The 21,866-nt window shown below is 55.7% G+C and carries 18 protein-coding genes and 1 tRNA gene; 7 read left to right on the top strand and 12 right to left on the bottom strand.

The genetic code is table 11. The annotated features are described in order from the left end of the window. The first annotated feature begins 30 nt into the window (after nucleotides 1-30). Nucleotides 31-104, top strand: a tRNA-Gly gene (locus INT84_RS20535). 161 nt (nucleotides 105-265) lie between these two features. On the opposite strand, the gene bla (INT84_RS20530) is transcribed toward INT84_RS20535, so the two are convergent. The 4 genes from bla (INT84_RS20530) to INT84_RS20515 form a co-directional block, all read right to left on the bottom strand. Continuing rightward, nucleotides 266-1,129: a class A beta-lactamase gene (gene bla, locus INT84_RS20530; protein ID WP_194208291.1), complete on the bottom strand. Its 864-nt coding sequence runs from the start codon at nucleotides 1,127-1,129 to the stop codon at nucleotides 266-268. A gap of 95 nt (nucleotides 1,130-1,224) precedes the next feature. Then, nucleotides 1,225-1,617 carry a hypothetical protein gene (locus INT84_RS20525; protein WP_194208290.1) on the bottom strand — a complete coding sequence of 131 codons (393 nt, stop codon included), beginning with the start codon at nucleotides 1,615-1,617 and terminating at the stop codon, nucleotides 1,225-1,227. An 11-nt stretch (nucleotides 1,618-1,628) separates the two neighbouring features. Further along, a complete protein-coding gene (gene bla, locus INT84_RS20520) occupies nucleotides 1,629-2,492 on the bottom strand; it encodes a subclass B3 metallo-beta-lactamase (protein ID WP_194208289.1) in 864 nt (287 codons plus the stop codon). Between the two features lie 7 nt (nucleotides 2,493-2,499). Continuing rightward, nucleotides 2,500-3,639: a Bcr/CflA family efflux MFS transporter gene (locus INT84_RS20515; protein ID WP_194208288.1), complete on the bottom strand. Its 1,140-nt coding sequence runs from the start codon at nucleotides 3,637-3,639 to the stop codon at nucleotides 2,500-2,502. A gap of 93 nt (nucleotides 3,640-3,732) precedes the next feature. On the opposite strand from INT84_RS20515, the gene INT84_RS20510 reads away from it, so the two are divergent. Continuing rightward, nucleotides 3,733-4,497, top strand: a complete 765-nt coding sequence (locus INT84_RS20510; RefSeq protein ID WP_194208287.1) for a helix-turn-helix transcriptional regulator — start codon at nucleotides 3,733-3,735, stop codon at nucleotides 4,495-4,497. Between the two features lie 24 nt (nucleotides 4,498-4,521). On the opposite strand, the gene INT84_RS20505 is transcribed toward INT84_RS20510, so the two are convergent. The 7 genes from INT84_RS20505 to INT84_RS20475 all read right to left on the bottom strand — a co-directional run bounded on the left by INT84_RS20505 (nucleotide 4,522) and on the right by INT84_RS20475 (nucleotide 14,431). Then, the gene (locus INT84_RS20505; RefSeq protein WP_194208286.1) at nucleotides 4,522-5,307 is read right to left on the bottom strand and encodes a cytochrome d ubiquinol oxidase subunit II; all 786 of its coding nucleotides are present in this window, start codon (nucleotides 5,305-5,307) and stop codon (nucleotides 4,522-4,524) included. After that, a complete protein-coding gene (locus INT84_RS20500) occupies nucleotides 5,304-6,659 on the bottom strand; it encodes a cytochrome ubiquinol oxidase subunit I (RefSeq protein WP_194208285.1) in 1,356 nt (451 codons plus the stop codon). Before INT84_RS20500 ends, INT84_RS20505 begins: the two co-directional genes overlap by 4 nt. Further along, on the bottom strand, nucleotides 6,652-7,137 hold the full coding sequence (locus tag INT84_RS20495; protein ID WP_194208284.1) for a DUF1641 domain-containing protein: 486 nt from the start codon (nucleotides 7,135-7,137) through the stop codon (nucleotides 6,652-6,654). Before INT84_RS20495 ends, INT84_RS20500 begins: the two co-directional genes overlap by 8 nt. Beyond that, nucleotides 7,137-10,112 carry a formate dehydrogenase subunit alpha gene (gene fdhF, locus INT84_RS20490; protein WP_194208283.1) on the bottom strand — a complete coding sequence of 992 codons (2,976 nt, stop codon included), beginning with the start codon at nucleotides 10,110-10,112 and terminating at the stop codon, nucleotides 7,137-7,139. The genes INT84_RS20495 and fdhF overlap by 1 nt, the downstream gene beginning before the upstream one ends. Before the next feature lie 154 nt (nucleotides 10,113-10,266). Further along, complete coding sequence (locus INT84_RS20485) at nucleotides 10,267-12,096, bottom strand: glycoside hydrolase family 15 protein (protein WP_194208282.1); 1,830 nt, start codon at nucleotides 12,094-12,096, stop codon at nucleotides 10,267-10,269. 131 nt (nucleotides 12,097-12,227) lie between these two features. Then, complete coding sequence (locus INT84_RS20480; RefSeq protein WP_194208281.1) at nucleotides 12,228-12,977, bottom strand: hypothetical protein; 750 nt, start codon at nucleotides 12,975-12,977, stop codon at nucleotides 12,228-12,230. A 224-nt stretch (nucleotides 12,978-13,201) separates the two neighbouring features. After that, nucleotides 13,202-14,431: an amino acid permease gene (locus INT84_RS20475; protein ID WP_194208280.1), complete on the bottom strand. Its 1,230-nt coding sequence runs from the start codon at nucleotides 14,429-14,431 to the stop codon at nucleotides 13,202-13,204. A 208-nt stretch (nucleotides 14,432-14,639) separates the two neighbouring features. On the opposite strand from INT84_RS20475, the gene INT84_RS20470 reads away from it, so the two are divergent. From INT84_RS20470 to INT84_RS20450, 5 genes are all read left to right on the top strand, one after another. Next, a complete protein-coding gene (locus tag INT84_RS20470; protein ID WP_194208376.1) occupies nucleotides 14,640-15,821 on the top strand; it encodes an acetyl-CoA C-acetyltransferase in 1,182 nt (393 codons plus the stop codon). A gap of 509 nt (nucleotides 15,822-16,330) precedes the next feature. Then, entirely contained in the window at nucleotides 16,331-17,167 is an 837-nt protein-coding gene (kduI, locus tag INT84_RS20465) for a 5-dehydro-4-deoxy-D-glucuronate isomerase (protein WP_194208279.1), read from the top strand. 60 nt (nucleotides 17,168-17,227) lie between these two features. Next, entirely contained in the window at nucleotides 17,228-17,989 is a 762-nt protein-coding gene (gene kduD / locus INT84_RS20460; protein ID WP_176920950.1) for a 2-dehydro-3-deoxy-D-gluconate 5-dehydrogenase KduD, read from the top strand. Between the two features lie 655 nt (nucleotides 17,990-18,644). Further along, entirely contained in the window at nucleotides 18,645-20,063 is a 1,419-nt protein-coding gene (locus tag INT84_RS20455) for a sugar porter family MFS transporter (RefSeq protein ID WP_194208278.1), read from the top strand. A gap of 95 nt (nucleotides 20,064-20,158) precedes the next feature. Continuing rightward, complete coding sequence (locus INT84_RS20450) at nucleotides 20,159-20,851, top strand: aspartate/glutamate racemase (RefSeq protein WP_194208277.1); 693 nt, start codon at nucleotides 20,159-20,161, stop codon at nucleotides 20,849-20,851. Here INT84_RS20450 and INT84_RS20445 read toward each other — a convergent pair. Beyond that, the gene (locus tag INT84_RS20445) at nucleotides 20,838-21,764 is read right to left on the bottom strand and encodes a LysR family transcriptional regulator (protein WP_194208276.1); all 927 of its coding nucleotides are present in this window, start codon (nucleotides 21,762-21,764) and stop codon (nucleotides 20,838-20,840) included. The two genes, INT84_RS20450 and INT84_RS20445, sit on opposite strands and share 14 nt — an antisense overlap. Nucleotides 21,765-21,866: the final 102 nt, after the last annotated feature.

Here is a 21,866-nt window from a genome sequence, read left to right as displayed (position 1 = left end):
TAAGGTTTATAATGCCTTACGCACCTCAAAGCGGGCGTAGTTCAATGGTAGAACGAGAGCTTCCCAAGCTCTATACGAGGGTTCGATTCCCTTCGCCCGCTCCAGCTTTCCCTCTCTGGTATTTCAAGTCCCTTGCAGTTTCATCATTAAAAGAGATGATTCTTTCAGTGCATAACGACGCCGAAGCGACTGTATTCTCGGCATGTTTACGTTATTACATCGTTATCTCAAACAGTTCGCCATCTTTCACGATGGGTTTTCAATCTTATTGAACCGACGGCAATGCGCTAAAAAGCTGTCTGCCAATATCCGCAATCGCCGCATCCGCCGCCTTTATCGACGCACTGGTTTGTGTAATATAAATCGCTACGTAAAACGGCGGTTTCTGCGGCGGATAAACGGCGGCAATAATCGCGCGCGAGCCGTGACCACCGGCCCCGGTTTTATCGGCGATGGCCCAGCCTGCCGGCAGCGCGGCGCGTAACAGTGCGTCTGCAACTTTGTCTTCCCGCATCCAGGTATCCAGCGTGGTACGGTCAGCCTGAGCCAGAGCCTCTGAAGCTAAAAGTTTATGTAGCGCCAGCGCCATACTTTTGGGCGTTGAGGTATCCCGCACATCGCCGGGCGTGGCTTCATTCAGCGTTGGCTCGGTACGATCCAGACGGGTGACTTGATCGCCGATGCTGCGCATAAATTGCGTGACCGCCGCCGGACCGCCGAGATACCTGAGCAGGCGATTGGCGGCGGTGTTATCGCTATAGCTCACCGCCGCTGAACATAAGGTTCGCAGGGAAAGGGTGGAAGGCGGCAGATAATTTTTGGTGATCGGAGAATACGCCAGCAGTTCATCGGGTTGCAGGGAAACCTTCTCCTCCAGCGAGCCACCGTTGCTGCGCAGCTTATCAAGCAGAGCGGCGCATGCCAGCACTTTAAAGGTGCTGGTCAGCGGAAAACGCTCATCCTGACGCCAGGTAAAAACGGGCGTACCCTGGGCATCCACTACGGCCATTCCGATTCGGGCGTTCAGGCGCGTCTCCTGTTGTTTAAGAACATCGCTCATGCTGGCTGCCCGCGCACAGGGAGCCAGGGCGAACAGGATGAGCGTTACGGCACCAACGATACGTTTCATTTTTTTATGTCCTGTGGAGAACGGTCAGCAGCAAGCCAGAGTACAGGGGCGCTTCGGATACCCCGACAGCGCTGAAAGCGTTATAACTCTCATCGTTAATCGTCGCTGCGATATAAGGAGCCCTGACCACGCCGCGCCCGCGCCCACAGTTCGTCGTCATCCAGTGAGGTCTGAATAAGCTCAATAGGAACTCCGGCATCATTAATCATGGCGACAAGGTAATCATCAATCGGCTCGTAAGGGCCGAGAATAACCTCTTCGCCTTCAATGGCTCGCGCCAGATCGTTGACCTTAAATGCCACATGCGGCACGGTTTTAATCAGCGGATGCAGAGGGGAATCATCGGTAAAACGGTGCCACTGCACGCGAAAGTTACCCGGATTATCGGTGGTATACATCCCGGCTTTTTCACTGTGTACTCCAGCGGTATCCCCGTCCTGAACGGGAATACCGAAATGGTGGAACTGATACTGAATGTCTTTTTTCATTATTGTTACCTTCAGGGTTTTGAGGCTGATGCCGCACTCAGCGCCGCGTTGAATTTTTTCTCTGCGTCATCCACGACGCGCGTCAGTAAGCCCGGATCGACAAAAGCCTGCTTATCCCCTTTTTGCACCCGTTCCTCACGCTGCATGACCTGAGTGACTTCCGGATGATTTGGCAACACGATGTCCGCGTTCAGAGCGCGCAGGCGGGCGAAGCTACGCTGATAATCGGCAACAATTCCCGGATAGCTACGGTTGCCGATTAAGGTGTTGCCCGCCACGCTGATACTACAGGGAAAAACCACGTTGACGGGTTTTCCATCGAGCGTTGAGCGCATGGTCCAGGTGGTGCAGCCCTTTGAATGACCCGGCGTCAGGATGGCTTTCAGGCTGACGTTCCCCAGACGTATAACCTCACCATCATGAAGCGTGTGATCGACGTTCACCGGCGGGAAAAAGGCATTGCCGTAGAGGTTATCTCCTTCATGCTGGCCTTTTTCCAGCGCGGGCACGTCGGCACCCATCGCATAAAAGGTTGCGCCGGTATCGCGCTTAAGCGCCGCCAGTCCCGCCGCATGGTCAAAATGCGCATGGCTATTGATTAACACGTTAACGTCCTGCAAGGAAAAGCCGAGCGAGCGGATATTCTTCTCAATCAGCGGGACATTCTGCGCCAGCCCCGGATCGAGCAGTATGGCCTGCTGGCCTGAAACAATCAGCCAGGTTGTTAAACCGTGAGTGCCAATATAAAAGATATTGTCGGTGACCGGAAAGGGGACGACAGCCTCCGTCCAGTCCGCAGGCTGCGGCGGCGGGGCGACGGCCCATCCCGCAGGGCTGCTCAACAACGCAGACGCTAACAACGTTTTTCTCAGCATATAAACATTACTTCTCAGTGAGTTGTGGTAAATAAAGCCAGGCAACGATAGCGCATAACATGGCGCTGACCGTCAGGGTGACGCCCAGCGCTTGCCCCCAGCCGGAAAGTCCCAGCCCCAGCGCAATCAATATATAATAAAGCAGCCCGAACAATGCCCCCGCCGAGCCGCGGCAATCCGCATACGCGCTCAGCGCCGAGCCGAGCGCCACCGGGATCGCCATGGCAAAAGCTATCGTCACCAGCGCCATCGGCAGCAGGAAAAAGAGAGTATGGCTGAGTAAAAGCACCCCGGCGCTGCCTGCGATATTCAGAAGACAGGCGACGATGACGACCAGAGGCAGGCGCTCACCCTGGCTGAGCAAGGAGCGGCTTACCAGCGAGCCAATGATCGAACCGGTCGCGAGCGCAATGCCGCTATAGCCAAAAGCCTGCGCGTTAAGATGCAGACGCGCAAAGATAAACGGTGCCAGGCTGTAATAGCTGAACAGGCTGACATTAAAAGCGGCGACGAGCAGGGCCGCCAGCCAGATTTTTTTATCCCGGACCATTCGACGGGCGACAGAACAAAACGAAATCTCAATATGCTGCGCCGGACGCGTCTCCGGAACGATCCACAGGCTACCGGCCAGCAGCACAAAAGCCAGCAGCGCCAGCGCGAAAAAAACGCCGTGGAACCCCCAGCGGGATGCCAGTTCGCCGCCAACAGCCACCCCTATCGCAGGGCTGATGGCCAGAGCGATACCGATAAACGAAAAAATACGCGCGAGCTGATGCCCCTGAAAACGGTCGCGCAGCAGGGTTTGCATGACCACCGATCCGGTGGCGGCCCCAAAGGCGGCAATCACTCTGGCGATGAGCAACAGGCTGAAATCACTGACCATTAACGCCATCATGCTGCCGAAGATATAAACGCTTAACCCTGCCAGCAGAGCAGGTCTGCGCCCCCGTAGATCGCAGAGACGACCCCAGAACAACACGCCGACGGCAAAGCCGACGAAATAGACCGACAGCGTTTGTGCCGCGTGCTCAGCGTCAACCAAAAAACCCGCGCTGATGCTGGTCAGCGCCGGGCTGTAAATGGTTTCCGCGATTTGCGGAAACATTAAAAGTGCGGTGATCATCACCGTTGCCGAACGGCTGAACATAGACGCCTCCTGAAGAAAAGAGGCGCTATTGTAGGTAAACCGGTTTTCGCACATTATAAACATAGTGACTAAAAATAGCGGAAATCGGACAACATGGCCTGGCTGAGCAGCGACGCGGTATTTAACCCGGATACCCTGAATAATTCGGTGATCGGGATTTATGCTGAACTGGGCGACCATGATTCAGGATTGCACCAGCATGCAATGGCGCAAATGCTTTTCACGCGTCAGGGCTGCATACGGCTCACGCTCAATGACGGCGAGTTGCTGTGCCTGCTGCCGCCCACGCGTGCAGCGTGGATACCGGCAGGCGTCAGTCATCGCGCGGAAATGAAAAATAGCGTCGCCTATCGTTCCGTCTGGTTTCAACCGCATTGTTTTCCTTCACTCCCGACCGAACCGGCCATTCTTAACGTATCGCCCTTACTGCGCGAGCTGCTGGAACGCATCGCTGAACAGCCGTGGGATACCGGCTGGGACGATGCGCCTTTTTATCATCTTGCCGCGTTATGCTGCGGTGAAATTGGTACAGCTGCTCATGAGCCAATGATGCTTGCACTGCCTAAAGATAAGCGTCTGGCGCACCTTTCCGGCACCACTTTGCCGCCAACGTTGCAGCATCTGGCGGCCCACAGCGGAGCCAGCGAAAAAACGATTAGCCGGATTTTTCGCCGGGAAACCGGCATGTCCTTTCAGCAGTGGCGGCAACAGTGGCGGCTGATGAAAGCGGTGGAACTGCTCTCAACCGGTCAGCGCATCACCGATACCGCGCAGGCGCTGGGCTTTGCCAGCGACAGCGCCTTTGTCTACTTTTTCCGCACCATGACGGGGATGACGCCAGGGCAGTATTTATCATAGCTATCATCATTTTCTTCTTTATCTTTATTTTACCTTCCCTCTGAACATCCAGAACACCAGGCTGTGATACAGCACGACCATCGGGATCACAAACGCGCTTCCCCACAGGACAAATCGCTGGCTTTGCGCCGAGGCGGAGGCGTTTAAAAGCTGCATAAACATGGCGATTAATCTGGCTGATACATTTTCCGGCAATAGCCAGTAAAGCCCGCCAATGACCAGCAACCATAGCGGCAGCCCGAGGCAAAAGAGTTTTACGCACTTATTGCCAGCCCTGCCGCCAAGCCGCCAGCGCAGCCACAGGCAGCCCGCCAGGCAATATCCGCCGATGAAGATACAACCACCGAGTAGAGGGATCGGATGCAACCAGGTAAAAGCGGTTGCCCGCGCGAGTGGGTCCAGCAGACAGCCCGCCATTGCGCCCTGAGTAAACGCGGCCACCGTGGAGGCAATAATATGCACCATATCAAGAAGCTGACGCGTGGAGGCGCTGGCATGGCTGCGATACTCCAGCGCCACGGCGCGGAGTAATAACGCAAGCACCATGATAAAAACTGGAATATATAGCGCGGTAAAAATGTCGGCGTAAATCGCGGGAAAAAGCGCAATGAGTCCGGCGGCGAAGAGCACCAGCCAGGTCTCGTTGGCATCCCAGATGGGCAGGATAGACGCCGCCATCCGCCGCCGATCTTCATCGTCGTGGAACAGCGCAAACAACATGCCAGTGCCGAGATCGGTGCCATCCAGCGCCACATACATTAACAGCGTGAAGGCCAGCAGGCTGGCGCTGAGCAGCTCAGGCGACATCATGCCTCTTCTCCTTCTCCAGGCCCGCGAGACGACGCTTCATAATGCGCCGCGTAGTGGAAGAAATAACGCAGGCCAAACGCAAAGACCGCGCTATACAGCACCACGATGCCTGCGGCCGAGGCGATCATCCACTCCAGCGGTATCGCGGAAAAGCCCGCGGCGGTACGCACCCGCTCCCAGACGAGCCACGGCTGGCGTCCCGTCTCGGTGACGACCCAGCCTGCCAGCATGGCGATAAAGCCGGATGGTGTGGTGAGCATTAGCCAGAGCATAAACCGCGGGGCGTGAAACAGACGGCGGCGCAGGCGCAGGACCAGCGCAATGAGCGCGGTGAGCAGCATCAGCAGGCCCAGTCCCACCATGATCCGAAAAGCGAAAAAAACGATCGCAACGGGGGGTAAATCCCGCGCCGGGAATTCGCTCAGGCTGCGGATATGGCCGCTGAGGTTATGCCGCAGATAGAGCGAGGCGATATCAGGAATTGCCAGCTCGAGCACGTTGCGCTGTTCATCCTGCAAGGGCAGCGCAAACAGGCGCATCGGCTCGCCCCTGCCCGCCGGCGGCGGTTGCCATGCGCCTTCCATCGCCGCCACCTTCTGCGGCTGATACTCCAGCGTATTTTCGCCGTGCAAATCCCCCACCACCACCTGTACCGGCATCAGCACCAGCGCCGCCCACATGGCAGAGGAGATCATCAGCCTGGCCGACGCGGTGTCGCGCTTACGCCTGAGTCGCCAGGCCCCGGTACCGGCAATCAGGAACGCCGTACCCAGCAGCGCGGCAAGCACCATATGGCTGAGCCGCCAGGGAAACGAGGGGGCCAGTAGAATGCTTATCCAGCTCTGCGGATGATAAATACCGTGCTCGATGTAATAGCCCGTCGGCGTATGCATCCATGAGTTAGCGGCGAGGATCCAGAACGCGCTGATCTCCGCGCCCAGTGCGACCATGCAGGTTATCGCGAAGTGAAGACGTGGCCCGATACGGTCGATGCCGAAATACATCGCCCCTGCCAGCGCGGATTCAAGGAAAAACGCGATCAGCACCTCGTAGAACATCAGCGGACCGATAATCCCGCCCACCTGCCGGGAGAACGGCCCCCAGTTGGTGCCGAACTGAAACTCCATTACCACGCCCGATACCGCGCCGACGGCGACCGTGAGAATAAAGATTTTCAGCCAGAAGCGGTACAGCGACATATAGCGTGGTTCGCGTTTCAGTAGCCACATTCCCTCGGCCCATACCAGCCAGTGAGAGAGGCCGAGGGTGAATGCTGCCAGCACGATATGCATCCCGATAGTCAGGGCGAACTGCCCGCGGGAGAGCAGCAGAACCAGATCCTGATCAGGCATTGCTGCTTTTACCGGAATAGCGCGTAATGGGCTTGTCCGGTTCCTCCTGTAATGCGCTGGAAAACGCCTGAACGGCGTTAAAGAACGGCGCGGCTTTTTGCCAGGTATCCTCGTCGCCAAGCATTTTGATAAAGCCGGTTACGCCGGGAGCGGCCGATTTTTTCTCCGGCGCGTCGTGTTTCTCCGTCATCGCCTGCACGCCACGGGTCAGCGCCATCAGCAGATGGTTAAACTGCTCCGGCGGGATTTTGGACAAGGCGACCAGCAGCAGCGACAGGTTCTGTACGCCGGTCTGCGTGCCGGGCTGGTTCAGACCGTCCACCACGATTTTGGCGATTTGCGTATTGGCTTTCACCATGTCGTTGGCAAGACGTAAAAAACCGTGGTGGTGCAGGTTTTCCAGTAAATCGCTCAGCGCGTCGCCTGCCGAGGGCTGCGTCTGCGCCGGGGGAACCTCGTAATTCATGCGTTCTGCCATCAGCTTTTCTCCGGGTGTGACGTGTGTTGTGGGGGAAGGGTGTAGGTTGGCTGCTGCCATTTCACCTCAACGGGAAGGTGATCCAGCGGGGTGCGCTGGCCGTAGCGGAAATTATCTTTCGTCAGCGGCGATCCCTGCACCGGACGATCGATTTTTTGCATCGATATCGCAATTTCTTTATACGCAGGGGTATTGACGTGCGGATCGTGATGCTCTCCGGTAAGCCCGTTAACGCCGGGCTTACCGTGGTGAATGGGAATGAACAGCACGTTGCCGCCGGTACGTTCGGTGATCAGCACCCGCACTTCCAGCGCGCCGCGCCTCGAGGTCAGGCGCACCCAGTCTCCCTCCTGTAATTGCCGTTCGGCGGCAAGGGAGGGGCTGACCTCAACAAACCACTCCGGCGACAGCGACAGCAAACGACCGCCGCGCCCGCTCTGGTTCGTCGACTGAAAATGCTCCAGCATACGTCCGTTATTGAGCAGCAGATCGTACTGCGCATCCGCAGTCTCCTGCGGTAACTGCCACTCAAGAGGGTAGAGGCGGGCTTTTTTATCCGGGAACTTAAAGCCGTCGGTATACAGCAGCGGCGTGCTGGTGCCATCTGGCTTGACGGGCCACTGCTGGGACTGCCAGCCGCTGAGCTTGTCATAGCTGACTCCCGCAAAAGCGGTGGCGATGCTTGCCGCCTCCCGCATAATCTCCTTCGGATGCCGGTAGTACCAGGGGTGCCCCAGCCGTGAGGCCAGATCGGTGAGGATTTTCCAGTCCGGGCGGGACTCGCCCAGCGGCGGTAGCACCTCATAGAAGCGTTGAATACGGCGTTCGGTATTCACAAAGGTGCCCTCTTTCTCCACCGACGGGCAGCCGGGAAGCACCACGTCGGCAAATTCCGCCGTGCGGCTCATGAAAATATCCTGTACGACCATAAACTCCAGGCGGGTAAAGGCTTCATGAACGTTATGCGAGTCGGCGTCGGAGAAGGCGGTCTCCTCGCCGATGATATACATGGCTTTGATCTTGCCTTCGTGAGCGTGCTGCACCATCAGGAAGTTATCCGCGCCCGCTTTGTCCGACAGCGCCTGCGGCGAGACGCCCCAGGCATGGGCCCATTTTTCGCGCATCTGCGGATCGGTGACTTTCTCATAGCCGGGATAAACGTTGCTCAGGCAGCCAAAATCGCTGGCCCCTTGCACGTTGTTATGGCCGCGCATCGGATAGCCGCCGGTGCCAGGGCGACCGTAATTGCCGGTCACCAGCAGCAGGTTTGACAGCGCGGTGCTGGTGTCTGCGCCGTGGCTGTGCTGGGTTATGCCCATCGCCCACAAAATACAGACCCGCTTCGCCTGGCCGATCATTTCCGCCGCCTCGCGCAGCGCCTGCGGCTCCAGGCCCGTTACCTGGCTGACGAACTCCAGCGTGAAGGGCTGCAAACTCTCCTGATATTCCTCTGTACCGTTAACCTGCTCGCGCAGGAAGGCGTCATCGGCGTAGCCGTGATCGAACATATAGCGCGACATGCCCGACGCCCAGGCCAGATCGGTTCCCGGACGGATACGCAAATAGAGGTCGGCGCGCTCGGCCATCTCATGTCGGCGCGGATCGACCACCAGCAGTTTTTGCCCGTTGTGTTTGTGCGCATGTTTAATACGCGAGGCGATCACCGGATGGTTTTCTGCCAGGTTACTGCCCACCAGCACAATCAAATCCGCCTGCTGTAAATCGGTAATGCTGCCCGCATCGCCGCCGTAGCCGACGGTGCGAAACAGCCCTTCGGTCGCCGGGTTCTGGCAGTAGCGCGACGAGTTATCGACATTGTTGGTACCGAAAATCAGGCGGGCGATTTTTTGCGTCAGGTAGGCTTCCTCGTTGCTGGCTTTGCTTGAGCCGATAAAGCCGATACTGTCGCCGCCGTGCTCGCGGGCGATGCCGCTGAGTTTGCGCGCCACCAGATCCAGCGCCTCATCCCAGCTGGCAGGCCGAAAGCGGCCATTTTCGCGGATAAGCGGCGTGGTCAGACGTTCTTCGCTATTGACAAAATCCCAGCCGAATTTGCCTTTCACGCAGGTAGAGATGCTATTGACCGGCGCATCCGCCACCGGCTGCACTTTCAGAATGTGGCGGTCGCGAGTCCACATCTCGAAACTGCATCCCACGCCGCAGTAGGTACAGACGGTTTTGGTTTTTTTAATCTCCTGCTGACGTAACGCGACGTCGATCAGCGAGACCCCGGTAATCGGCTCCATCCCGATACTGTTTTCCAGCGATTTCACAAAATCGATTAACGGGCGTTTCAGATCCGTCGGCATACTGGTGAACGGCCCGGCATCAGGCTGCATGGTTTTTTCCAGCAGCGCGTTACACGGACATACCGAAACGCAGTGCCCGCAGCTGACGCAGCTCGATCCGGCGATGCGCTCTCCACCATCCCACAACACGCGCGGATGCGGCTGGTTAAAATCAATGCTCAGGGTTTCATTGACCTCGACGTTCTGACACGCCTCCACGCAGCGTCCGCAGAGAATGCACTGGTCCGGATCGTAGGTGTAAAACGGATTAGAGTGGTCTTTATCGGCAGGCTTGGGCTGATAAGGGTAAAACTGAATCGGCATATGCATATCGGCGACGGTATTATGCAGCGTACAGTCGCCGGTGTTGTGTTCGCAGACGGTACAGTACAGCTCGTGGCGGTTGAGTAGTCGGTCCATCCCCTCCTGCTGCGCTGCCAGCGCGTCGGCAGGCTGCGAGTAGATCTCCATGCCGTCATGGGTGCGTAAGGTACAGCCACGGGTCAACTCGCCCTGATATTCCACCCAGCAAACATCGCAGGTTTGCAACGGCGGCAGGGCAGGGTGGTAGCAAACGTGCGGCAGTGTCTTCTCATGCTTAGCCAGAAAATCAATCAGCGGCTCGTCGGCCATGCCGCTCAGTGTTTCGCCGTTCCAGTGGATTGTGCAGGGAGTACCGCTGGGCATTTCAGACCTCCGTAAGCCGCGCCACGATCGGCGGCGCGGGTGCGACATTGGTCTAAATGAGCTTAGACAGTTCTGTCCGGGGCCGGATGCTTTACTTAAGTTTACATTACAAAGCGCGGGGTTTTAGGATTAATCCTGGTGGCGGAGCCATTACTTACGGCTGCCATAACTGCTCCTTCCCGGACAGCTTTTTATTCAGGTAATACGCCGCGCTGATCAGCGCCAGATGGGACAATGCCTGCGGAAAATTGCCCAGCGCATGTCCCCAGGCGTCAAATTCCTCCGCATACAGCCCCAGGTGATTGGCATATTTCAGCGCTTTTTCGAACTCTTCCCGCGCTTCACCCAGCCGGTCCGCTCTGGCAAGGCATTCGATATACCAGAATGAACAGGCGACAAAGTAGCCTTCTTCACCGTGGAGAGAATCCGCAGGCGTCTCACTGGCAATATAGCGACGCACCATGCCATCGCGCACCAGCTTGCGCTTAATCGCGTCGAGGGTGGCAAGCCAGTCGGGATCTTTGGCGCTGACAAAACGCAGTAACGGCATCAGGAGCATTGAGGCGTCCAGATCGGTGCCGTGGCGGGTAGAGGTAAAATGGCCCTGCTTCTCGTTCCAGAAGTTTTCCCAGATATCTTCCCGGATGGCCTGGCGCGCGCTTTCCCAGCGCTGATACGGCATCGAGAGCGAGCGCTTTGCGCCGAGGCGCAGCGCGCGATCCAGGGCGACCCAGCACATCAAACGGGAGTAAAGAAAATGCTCGGCTTCACCGCGCATCTCCCAGATCCCGGCATCGGCGGTATGCCAGATATCGCAGACGTGATCGACCAGTTTGATGACGTGCTCCCAGGCGCGATGGGGAATACCATCGCCATACTTGGTCGCCAGATAGAGGGTATCCAGTAGCTCACCATAAATATCGAGCTGCCGCTGTTTATACGCGTCATTACCGATACGAACCGGCACCGACGCACAATAGCCTTTCAAATGCGTGAGCTCTTCCTCATTCAGCTCGGTGCCGCAGTCCATGCGATACATCACCTGTAATTTTTCAGGGTCGAAGCGGCTGGCTTCCATGCAGCGCCCCACCCAGCGGCCAAAGTCGGCGGCCTCATCGACATAGCCCAGCCGGATCAGGGCATAGCAGCTAAAGGAGGAGTCACGTATCCACGCGGCGCGGTAGTCCCAGTTACGTTCCCCGCCGAGCAGTTCAGGCAGCCCGAACGTAGCCGCCGCGGCAATGGAACCCTGCGCTTTTGAGCTGAGCAACTTAAGCACCAGCGCCGAGCGGATCAGGATCTCATGCCAGCGCCCCTTGTATTTATTTTTATCCACCCATTGCTGCCAGTACGCTAACGTCTCCTGCTGGCGCTGTATGACATCCTGTTTTTTCCAGCGTTTCACCTCATCACCGCCGAGAATGAAAAACGCCTCTTCACCCGCACGCAGGGTAAACGTGCTGTTCAGGAATCCCTCCTTTTCTTCTAACGGGACGGAGGTTTTCAGGGTGATTTTATCGTCGTTCTCACCCTGCCAGACCACGAACGTCTTATTAACCTGCGGTGACGGGGCGTGTCTGCCGTAGTCGAAATTCACCCGACAGCGCAGAGTAATGCTGGCTTCTCCCTGATCGACCCGCAGACGGCGAATGATGCAGGGCAGTGCGTCGTGACTCTCTCTGATCGGCATAAAATCGGTTAATTCGACGATAGCGTCCTCGGAGAGCCATCGCGTCTGTAACAGGTTGCTGTCCGGCAGGTAAGACTGAAGGGAACGCCACTGGTCGCCGTCCGGCGATAAGGTGAAAACCCCCGCCCGTTCGTCATCCAGCAGCGAGACAAACAGAGAAGGGCTGTCCAGATTGGGCCAGCACAGGAAATCGATAGCGCCGTCGGAGGTAATTAACGCGCAGGTGCGCAAATCACCGATGATCCCATGGTCGCCAATAGGCCTTAACGATTGTTTGTACTTATTCTTTTTCATATGAGAAAGAGCTTAGTACAGTGGGTGATATTTAAACAAAGCGGATAGCAGTTTTTGACAAGCGGCAGAAAACCACCGGAAGAAAAAAGAGAAGGGGGACGTTTTCTGCCCCTCTTTTATGGGCGAAGTAGTTAGTTAACGCCGGGGGCAATTGAGCGATCTGGCCCGCAAAGCATGACGGATTTTCCCTCGTCCATACTGTCTCTGAAATGCTGCTGCTTACCAATGCTGATGCCCGCGCCACACCACATTAAATGATGTTCGTGACGGCTACTGATTTCGGCAGGAGCATCGCTGACGGTGGAGGAGACCTCGACGCTAAAACCCTGACCGTATAACCGAATCGCTTCCAGCCAGATTTCGTTATCATCTTTCACGCTAACCGCTTCCAGAAACAGGGGCGTATCACCTTCCCGGCTGGAGGCGCGCGTCAGCGAGTCTGCGCGTTGAACGATGCACTGATGAAAACGTTGTAGACGGCGGCGGGAGCCTTCCCGGGTGTCTTTCTGAAGCCAGCGGTTTAGCGGACGCAGTAAGGAGTTAATCACGTCATTACTACTGTAATCGCTCACAATATTGCGGAAGTAGCGTGACAATGCACGATCGGAGGAAAACTCAAGCTGCCAGAGTAATTCGCCTTTTAACGCTACCCAGCCATAAGAGTGCAGGGGAATACCTGACTGACGGCTTTGACGAATTTGAAGAAGCGTCGCGCCACTCGCCGTCTGTGCTTTTAACGTACGAATGTCCTCAAGCTGCTGTTCGTTCCAGCCTTCTGAAAATTCGCCAGCGCTAATCAGCCCGTAACGATACCAGCGTCGCAGGTTGGAAGGGTGAATGCCGGTAATTATGCAGACGTTATCTGTTGAATGGTATTTCATACTAAGCCCCCTTAAAGGGATGCCGTCAGATGAAGGATCATTATGAACCCGTCTGTCTAAAATTAATACAGTGGATTATGCTAATTACAAAACTTCACGCGATTTTTCGCACCCCGTACATCAAGAAGCAGATAAATATGACGTTTTAATTAAAATTAAAAAATTATATTAAACAGAACAGTGGGTATCTGCCCGACAATGACGCTCGTCGGGCAGCAGATAAATTAGCTGAAAAACATCACCGAAACGCAGAGTAAACCAACAATTAGGGTAATAAGATTAGCCAGTGAACGGTAAGGTTTTAACGATGCAATCAGGTAAGTGGAAAGCGTTGGCATGATGAACAGGATCACCGCTATCAGCGGGCCGCTGATAGCATAAATCATGGAAATCGCATTTGGGTTAATACAGCACACGACGAACGTTGTCAGTGAAATGAGGATCACCGACATCGCCCGATTAAATGCCCGGCTTTTTTTCACGCCCGCATAGTCTAAAGCCGATTTGACGATTTCGGTCGCGCCTTCGATAACGCCAAAATAGGTGCCAAGGAAAGATTTAGACATCGCTATCACCGCCACCACAATGCCGGAAATGGCCAGCCAGGCTGGTGAATCAGGCATCGCTGAGAGGGCGGATAAAATAGTCACGCCTTCCTCTCTGGCGGCATTAATATAAGAAGACGGAATCGATAGCAGGCAGCTAAAAACAAAAAACAGCACGCTCAGGCAGATAATCAGGTAAGCCACTTTCATGATTTTTTTGCATTTATCCATGGCCTGCTCACGATATTTTTCCTGTCTGTCGATGGCAAACGTGGAAATAATCGGCGTATGACTAAAAGCGAAAACCATCACGGGAACAGAGAGCCACACCTGGTGCAACGTATGGCTATCAAAGGTGATTTGACTGGTGAGTAAAGAGGGTTGCCAGCGACCGGTCAGATAGACCGACAGGAACAGGAAGTACGCGATAAGTGGAAAAACCAGTAATCCCATCACCCGAATTGTGGCGCGACGCCCCATTAAAAAGATAGCGTTCAATACCACTACCACGCCCAGACTTACCAGCATCCGCACGGCGGTTGTCACGGGGTGGTATTTCGCGACCTGCTCGCACAGCGAGTTAGTAATGGCGACGGCATAGATCAGGATGACCACAAAAAAGGCGACAAAATAGAGCGCAGTGATCGCACTGCCGATTTTCCTGCCGTAATAGTGGGTCACAGCTCCGGTGATCCCTTCACCCGCCGGGGTCTGCGCAGAGAGGATAAACTGGCACAGCGCTTTATGCGGCCAGTAGGTTAATGGATATGCCACCAGGGCGGTAATAAACAGCACTACGGCACCGGCAGATCCAAGTTGAATGGGGAGAAATAGCGTCCCTGCACCCACAGCCGTTCCATACAGCGCGAAACTCCACAGAGTCTCTTCTTTTGACCAAAATTTCGACATTAGTTAGTTTTTAATAGCATGTAAGTGAAAAAAAGAAGCGCAACTTACCATAATTCTGCGGCCAGGTGGCATATTGCCAGCAAGAGGGGATTCTGCGTGCAAACTAAATTAACAATCTATTGTGATAAATCTCACTTATTTAAAACAATTAAAATAAGAGATATTAACAATGCACTACTATGGCGGGGGATTTTTCGCTGAGGTCGTCATGAAAGAGGTGGTCATCGTTGGGGCTGTTCGCACGCCCATTGGTTGTTTCCAGGGCACGCTGTCGCGCCTTTCCGCCGTCGATCTTGGCAGCACGGTCATCCGGGCGCTGATCGAGCGCAGCGGCATTCAGGCGCAAAATGTGGATGAAGTGATCCTCGGCCAGGTATTGACGGCCGGGGCGGGACAAAATCCGGCCCGCCAGTCAGCGCTGAACGGCGGCCTGCCCAATACGATGTCGGCCATCACCATTAACGACGTATGCGGCTCCGGGCTGAAGGCGCTGCATTTGGCAACCCAGGCTATCCAGTGTGGTGAAGCGGATGTCGTCATTGCCGGAGGCCAGGAAAACATGAGCCGTGCGCCGCATGTGCTCACCGACAGCCGCACCGGCGCACAGCTGGGGAACAGCCAGCTCATCGACAGTCTGGTCCACGATGGACTTTGGGATGCCTTTAATGATTATCACATGGGCGTGACGGCAGAAAATCTGGCGCGCGAATATGGTATCAGCCGCGAGTTACAGGATGACTGGGCGCTGCGATCTCAGCACAAGGCGCGTCTGGCTATCGATTCCGGACGTTTTAAAGATGAGATTGTCCCGGTTGCCACCGTGCGTGCCGATGGCACGAGCGTGCTGGTGGACACCGACGAACAGCCGCGCACCGATACCAGTGCCGAAGGGCTGGCGCAGCTGATTCCGGCCTTTGAGCGTACCGGTTCGGTGACGGCGGGGAATGCCTCCTCCATTAATGACGGCGCAGCGGCTGTCATGATGATGAGCGAAGCAAAAGCGCAGGAACTTAATCTGCCGGTGCTGGCGCGCATTCGGGCCTTTGCCAGCGTCGGGGTAGATCCTGCCCTGATGGGGATCGCCCCGGTCTACGCCACCCGCCGCTGCCTGGAAAGAGCGGGATGGACGCTGGGCGAGGTGGATTTACTGGAAGTGAATGAAGCCTTTGCCGCACAGGCCATTTCGGTCGGTAAAATGCTGGAGTGGGACGCCAGCCGGGTGAATGTTAACGGCGGCGCTATTGCGCTGGGCCATCCGATTGGTGCCTCGGGATGTCGTATCCTGGTATCACTGGTGCATGAAATGATCAAGCGTCAGTCCCGCCGTGGCGTGGCCACGCTCTGTATCGGCGGTGGTCAGGGTGTCGCCCTGGCTATCGAACGCGATTAGTTTTCCCTTCCCCCGGCCAAAAAAAAGCCCTCAACAATGAGGGCAAAGGCCAGTTACAGAAGTTCTTATTTCACTCATACGTTGCTACTGTCAGTAGCGATTAGCGTATTTAAAAGCTGGGTGTTAATTTAACGAAACATCGTTTCATAATCTGTGACGCTTAACGCATTTGCAAGAATTTCCTTAGAACCGCTCTCATGGCGGGCGTTTCTGTGACCTGCGGCCAACCTGTCTTTATTTCTTTGCCAGTTTTTTAGCATCCGCTGTTTTTTTATCAAGGTTATTTAACTGATTGTAATTTATGATTTTACCTCCTTGCTCTCGGGCCGTGTTGACCATTTTTGCGATCGTAGCGACATTTTCGAACTTTAGTTGGAAAAAATTGAAACGTTGTTTTATTTATAATTGAAAAGACGTTTCAGGAGGGATAAGATGGAGACATCAACAGAGCGAAACAGGTTTTCGCTTCGCGAGCCAGTATGGCTCACCGATTCTCTTCTGGAGGTAACGTGGACATCAGACAAAGCATCCACAGCGAACATGCTAAGACCCTGGATACTCAGGGGCTGCGCAAAGAATTTTTAGTCGAAAACGTGTTTGTGGCCGATGAATACACCATGGTGTACAGCCACATTGACCGTATTATCGTTGGCGGCATTATGCCGGTGGCGAAGACGGTTTCCGTGGGTGGCGAAGTGGGTAAACAGCTTGGCGTCAGCTATTTTCTGGAACGCCGCGAGCTGGGCGTGATTAACATCGGCGGCCCTGGCACGATCACCGTTGATGGCACCTGTCATGAAATCGGTCATCGCGACGCGCTGTACGTTGGTAAAGGGGCGAAAGAAGTGGTTTTCGCCAGCGTTGATGCGGCAAAACCGGCTAAGTTTTACTACAACTGCGCCCCGGCCCATACCGCCTATCCCACCAAAAAAGTGACGCCTGCGGATGTCGCGCCCGTCACGCTGGGGGATAACCTCACCAGCAACCGCCGCACCATCAACAAATACTTTATTCCTGATGTGCTGGAAACCTGTCAGCTCAGCATGGGCCTGACCGAACTGGCTCCGGGCAACCTGTGGAACACCATGCCGTGCCATACCCATGAGCGCCGCATGGAAGTTTATTTCTACTTCAATATGGATGAAGACACCTGCGTGTTTCACATGATGGGGCAGCCGCAGCAAACACGGCATATCGTGATGCAAAACGAGCAGGCGGTGATTTCTCCGAGCTGGTCGATTCACTCCGGCGTTGGCACCAAAGCATATACCTTCATCTGGGGCATGGTCGGTGAAAACCAGGTCTTTGATGATATGGACCACGTAGCGGTAAAAGATTTGCGCTAGTCGCGCTGGCATCAGTCTATTTGCCTGTTGTGACAGGCTCTGAAAGATAAGGAACGAAAAATGATTCTGGAAGCATTTTCTCTGCAAGGTAAAGTCGCGGTGGTATCCGGATGCGATACCGGTTTGGGTCAGGGTATGGCGCTGGGTCTGGCCGAAGCTGGCTGCGACATTGTCGGCATCAATATTGTTGAACCGACAGAAACCATTGAGCGGGTAACCGCGTTGGGCCGCCGCTTCCTCAGCCTGACCGCCGATCTGCGCCAGATTGATGGCATTCCGGCACTGCTGGAACGCGCCGTGGCTGAGTTTGGTCATATTGATATTCTGGTCAATAACGCGGGTCTGATCCGTCGCGAAGATGCGATCAACTTTAGCGAAAAAGACTGGGATGATGTCATGAACCTGAACATCAAGAGCGTGTTCTTTATGTCTCAGGCGGCGGCGAAGCATTTCATTGCGCAGGGCAAGGGCGGCAAAATCATTAACATCGCCTCCATGCTGTCGTTCCAGGGGGGCATTCGCGTTCCGTCCTACACTGCCTCAAAAAGCGGCGTAATGGGCATTACCCGTCTGATGGCGAACGAGTGGGCGCAGCATAACGTCAACGTCAATGCGATTGCGCCGGGCTATATGGCGACCAACAATACGCAGCAGCTGCGTGCCGATGAGCAACGTAGCGCGGAGATCCTCGACCGTATCCCGGCGGGCCGCTGGGGTCTGCCGAGCGATCTGATGGGGCCGGTGGTGTTCCTTGCCTCCAGCGCGTCTGATTACATTAACGGTTATACCATCGCCGTAGACGGCGGCTGGCTGGCGCGTTAATTAGCGTAGCGCCGCTGGCGTCATGCCGGGCGGCGCTGCGCTTGCCCGGCCTACGTGTCATTGGTTTTCTCGCGTCGGGAGAGCATGGGCTGGCGTCATGCCGGATGGCGGCTTCGCCTTATCCGGCCTACAAATGTTGCGGTATTATGTACGACAACGAAATTGTAGGCCCGTGCAAGCGCAGCGCCGCCGGGCAGGGCAGGCAAAAGCGGCTACGTGTGGTTGTAATGTCGGATGGCGGCTTCGCCTTATCCGGCCTACATGATGCTGCGGTATTATGTGCGACAGCGAAATGGTAGGCCCGTGCAAGCGAAGCGCCGCCGGGCAAAGGCCGCGTTAACCCTCGCAGCCATGACGTTTAAACCTCGCCCCACCGGCGGGGTTTTTTGTTTCTTATATAATCAAAGTCCATATGCCAGTTAGCGTAATATCCATGCCTTTTCCAGCAGCTATTTCTGTATTGTTATTTAAATTCATATAAATCATAAAATTAAAAATAATTTATTAAATACAACTCTTTTTTAAAATTGTAATGTCCATCACATAACCTCACCTCATAGCCAATTAATCCATATATACGCTTTTTCTTACCTGACAGCTCAATTGATTCATCTCGTAAATTGATTTCATCTACTCTCGGTTCAGGCAGGAAAAAATGACTTCAATCAGTCACAATCCAACGGCGGTGCCGCGCGCATTACGCGATACGCGTCGAATGAATATGTTTGTTTCGGTGTCGGCTGCGGTCGCCGGACTGCTGTTCGGTCTGGATATCGGCGTGATTGCCGGTGCGCTACCGTTTATTACCGATCACTTCGTCCTTACCAGCCGACTTCAGGAATGGGTGGTGAGCAGCATGATGCTCGGTGCAGCGCTGGGCGCGCTGTTCAACGGCTGGCTCTCCTTCCGGCTAGGGCGTAAATACAGCCTGATGGCGGGAGCGGTGCTGTTTATCGCCGGGTCGCTGGGCTCAGCGCTTGCGCCGGGCGTGGAAGTGCTGATCGCGGCTCGCATTGTGCTCGGGGTGGCGGTGGGGATCGCCTCCTATACCGCGCCGCTGTACCTGTCGGAAATGGCCAGTGAAAACGTGCGCGGCAAAATGATCAGCATGTATCAATTGATGGTCACCCTGGGCATCGTGCTGGCCTTTTTGTCCGATACGGCCTTCAGCTACAGCGGCAACTGGCGCGCGATGCTCGGCGTGCTGGCGCTCCCGGCGATTCTGTTGATGATACTGGTGATCTTCCTGCCTAACAGCCCCCGCTGGCTGGCAGAAAAAGGTCGGCATATTGAAGCGGAAGAGGTGCTGCGGATGCTGCGCGACACCTCGGAAAAAGCGCGCGAAGAACTCAATGAAATTCGTGAAAGCCTGAAACTGAAGCAGGGCGGCTGGAAGCTGTTTAAGGTTAACCGCAACGTGCGTCGCGCGGTGTTTCTTGGCATGCTGCTTCAGGCGATGCAGCAGTTCACCGGCATGAATATCATCATGTACTACGCGCCGCGTATTTTTAAAATGGCCGGGTTTACCACCACCGAGCAGCAGATGATCGCCACGCTGGTTGTCGGGCTGACCTTTATGTTCGCCACCTTTATCGCTATTTTTATGGTCGATAAGTCCGGGCGTAAACCGGCGCTGAAGATCGGCTTTAGCGTGATGGCGCTGGGAACGCTGGTGCTGGGCTACTGCCTGATGCAGTTCGATCAGGGCACCGCCTCACCGGGCCTGTCGTGGCTCTCCGTAGGGATGACCATGATATGTATCGCGGGCTATGCAATGAGTGCCGCGCCGGTAGTATGGATCCTGTGCTCTGAAATCCAGCCGCTCAAATGTCGCGACTTCGGCATTACCTGTTCAACGACGACCAACTGGGTGTCGAACATGATCATCGGGGCCACCTTCCTGACGCTGCTCGACAGTATCGGCGCGGCCGGAACCTTCTGGCTCTACACGGCGCTGAATATTGCTTTCGTTGGCATCACGTTCTGGCTGATCCCGGAGACCAAAAACGTCACCCTGGAGCATATCGAACGCAACCTGATGGCGGGGAAAAAACTGCGCAATATCGGCAATTGATCCCGGTCGTTGCGGGAGGGCGCGCGCCAAAAGGCTGGTAAGTCGATGGCAACTTTGCTTCACTGTCTTTTTGACGCGCGTTAAGGATAAGTGAGATGAAAACCATTGGCCTGCTGGGCGGCATGAGCTGGGAATCAACGATCCCCTATTATCGTTTAATCAACGAAGGCGTTAAGCAGCGTCTTGGCGGACTGCACTCTGCCAGCCTGCTGCTGCACAGCGTGGATTTTCATGAGATTGAAGCATGCCAGGCCAGCGGCGAGTGGGAAAAGGCCGGAGAAATTCTCGCTCAGGCGGCGGTGGGTTTGCAGCGCGCCGGAGCCGAGGGGATCGTGCTGTGTACCAATACCATGCACAGGGTGGCGGAGCAGATTGAAGCGCGTTGTTCGCTGCCGTTTTTGCATATCGCCGAGGCGACCGGGCGGGCGATTGCGAAACAGGATCTGCGGCGGGTGGCGCTACTCGGCACTCGCTATACCATGGAGCAGGATTTTTATCGCGGGCGGCTGGCGCAGCAGTTTGCGATTGAAACGCCAATCCCGGAAGCGGAAGATCGCCTGCGTATCAACCAGATTATCTTTGATGAGTTATGCCTCGGCACCTTCACTGAGGCCTCGCGCGATTACTATCTTCAGGTGATTCAGCGTCTGGCAGAGCAGGGGGCGGAAGGGGTGATTTTCGGCTGCACCGAGATTGGTCTGCTGGTCCCCGCCGAACTCAGCCCCCTTCCGGTATTCGATACTGCCGCTATCCACGCGGCGGATGCGGTTGATTTTATGCTCTCGTAAGCATCGCCGCCAGCGGTGCGGTGATCCGTGGCAGGCTGGCTTGCAGATGGTCGGTAAAGGCGTCCACCAGCGCCGAGGCCGGGCGATGCAGGGGGCGGATCAGGCTGACGGTGAACGGCACGTCGATGCTAAAGGCCCGCACCGCCACGCCGGTTCCGGCATAGTCCAGCGCGGTCAGCGGGTTGACGACCGAGATCCCCGCGCCCGCTCGCACCAGCGCGCAAATTGACGCGGCGCTGTGCGTCTCCACTACCATCCGCCGTTTCACCTGATGGTCGCTGAACAACGCATCCAGTAGCTGACGATAGCTGTCGGTGCGCGACAGGCTGATGTAATTTTCACCCTGGAAATCGGCAGGTGTCAGGATGTCGCGGGCCGTTAAGGGGTGATCCTGCGGTAGTACGCAGACCTCGTTAAGCGTCAGCAGCGGCGTGCGTTCGGTGCCGGCTGGCGTGTGCAGCGTTTCGGTCAGCCCGAGATCGTGGCGCTGCGCCGAGAGCCACTCTTCCAGCAGCGGCGACTCCTGCGGCACAATATTCAGGCTTACCTCCGGATAACGCGTCAGAAAAGGCGGGATTAGCATCGGCAGAAAAGACTGCGAAAATACCGGCAGGCAGACGACGGACAGCTCGCCCTGACGAAACTCGCGCAAACTTTCCGCGGCGCTGACAATGCGATCCAGCCCGTACCACGAGCGCTGCACCTCTTCAAACAGCCGTAATCCCTGCACTGTCGGATGCAGTCTGCCGCGCGTGCGCGTAAATAGTGTTAGCCCCAGCACCTTCTCAAAGCGCGCCAGTTCGCGGCTGACCGTCGGCTGCGAGGTATGTAGCATCAGCGCGGCCTCGGTAAGATTCCCGGTGGTCATCACCGCGTGAAAAATCTCGATGTGACGTAGATTGACGGCGGGCATGTTGGCTCCTGAGGAATAAATCCATATCATTTTTGCATAGACTGGCGATAAAACGATATTTTTTATTCGCTTCCTGCTGTGGCGTAATGGAAAAAATTCCCG

It is taken from the genome of Superficieibacter sp. 1612_C1 (genome assembly GCF_015234305.1).
GTDB lineage: Bacteria > Pseudomonadota > Gammaproteobacteria > Enterobacterales > Enterobacteriaceae > Superficieibacter.
The sequence above is the reverse complement of the archived record's forward strand: the minus strand, read 5'-3'. Positions and strand labels throughout refer to the sequence as shown.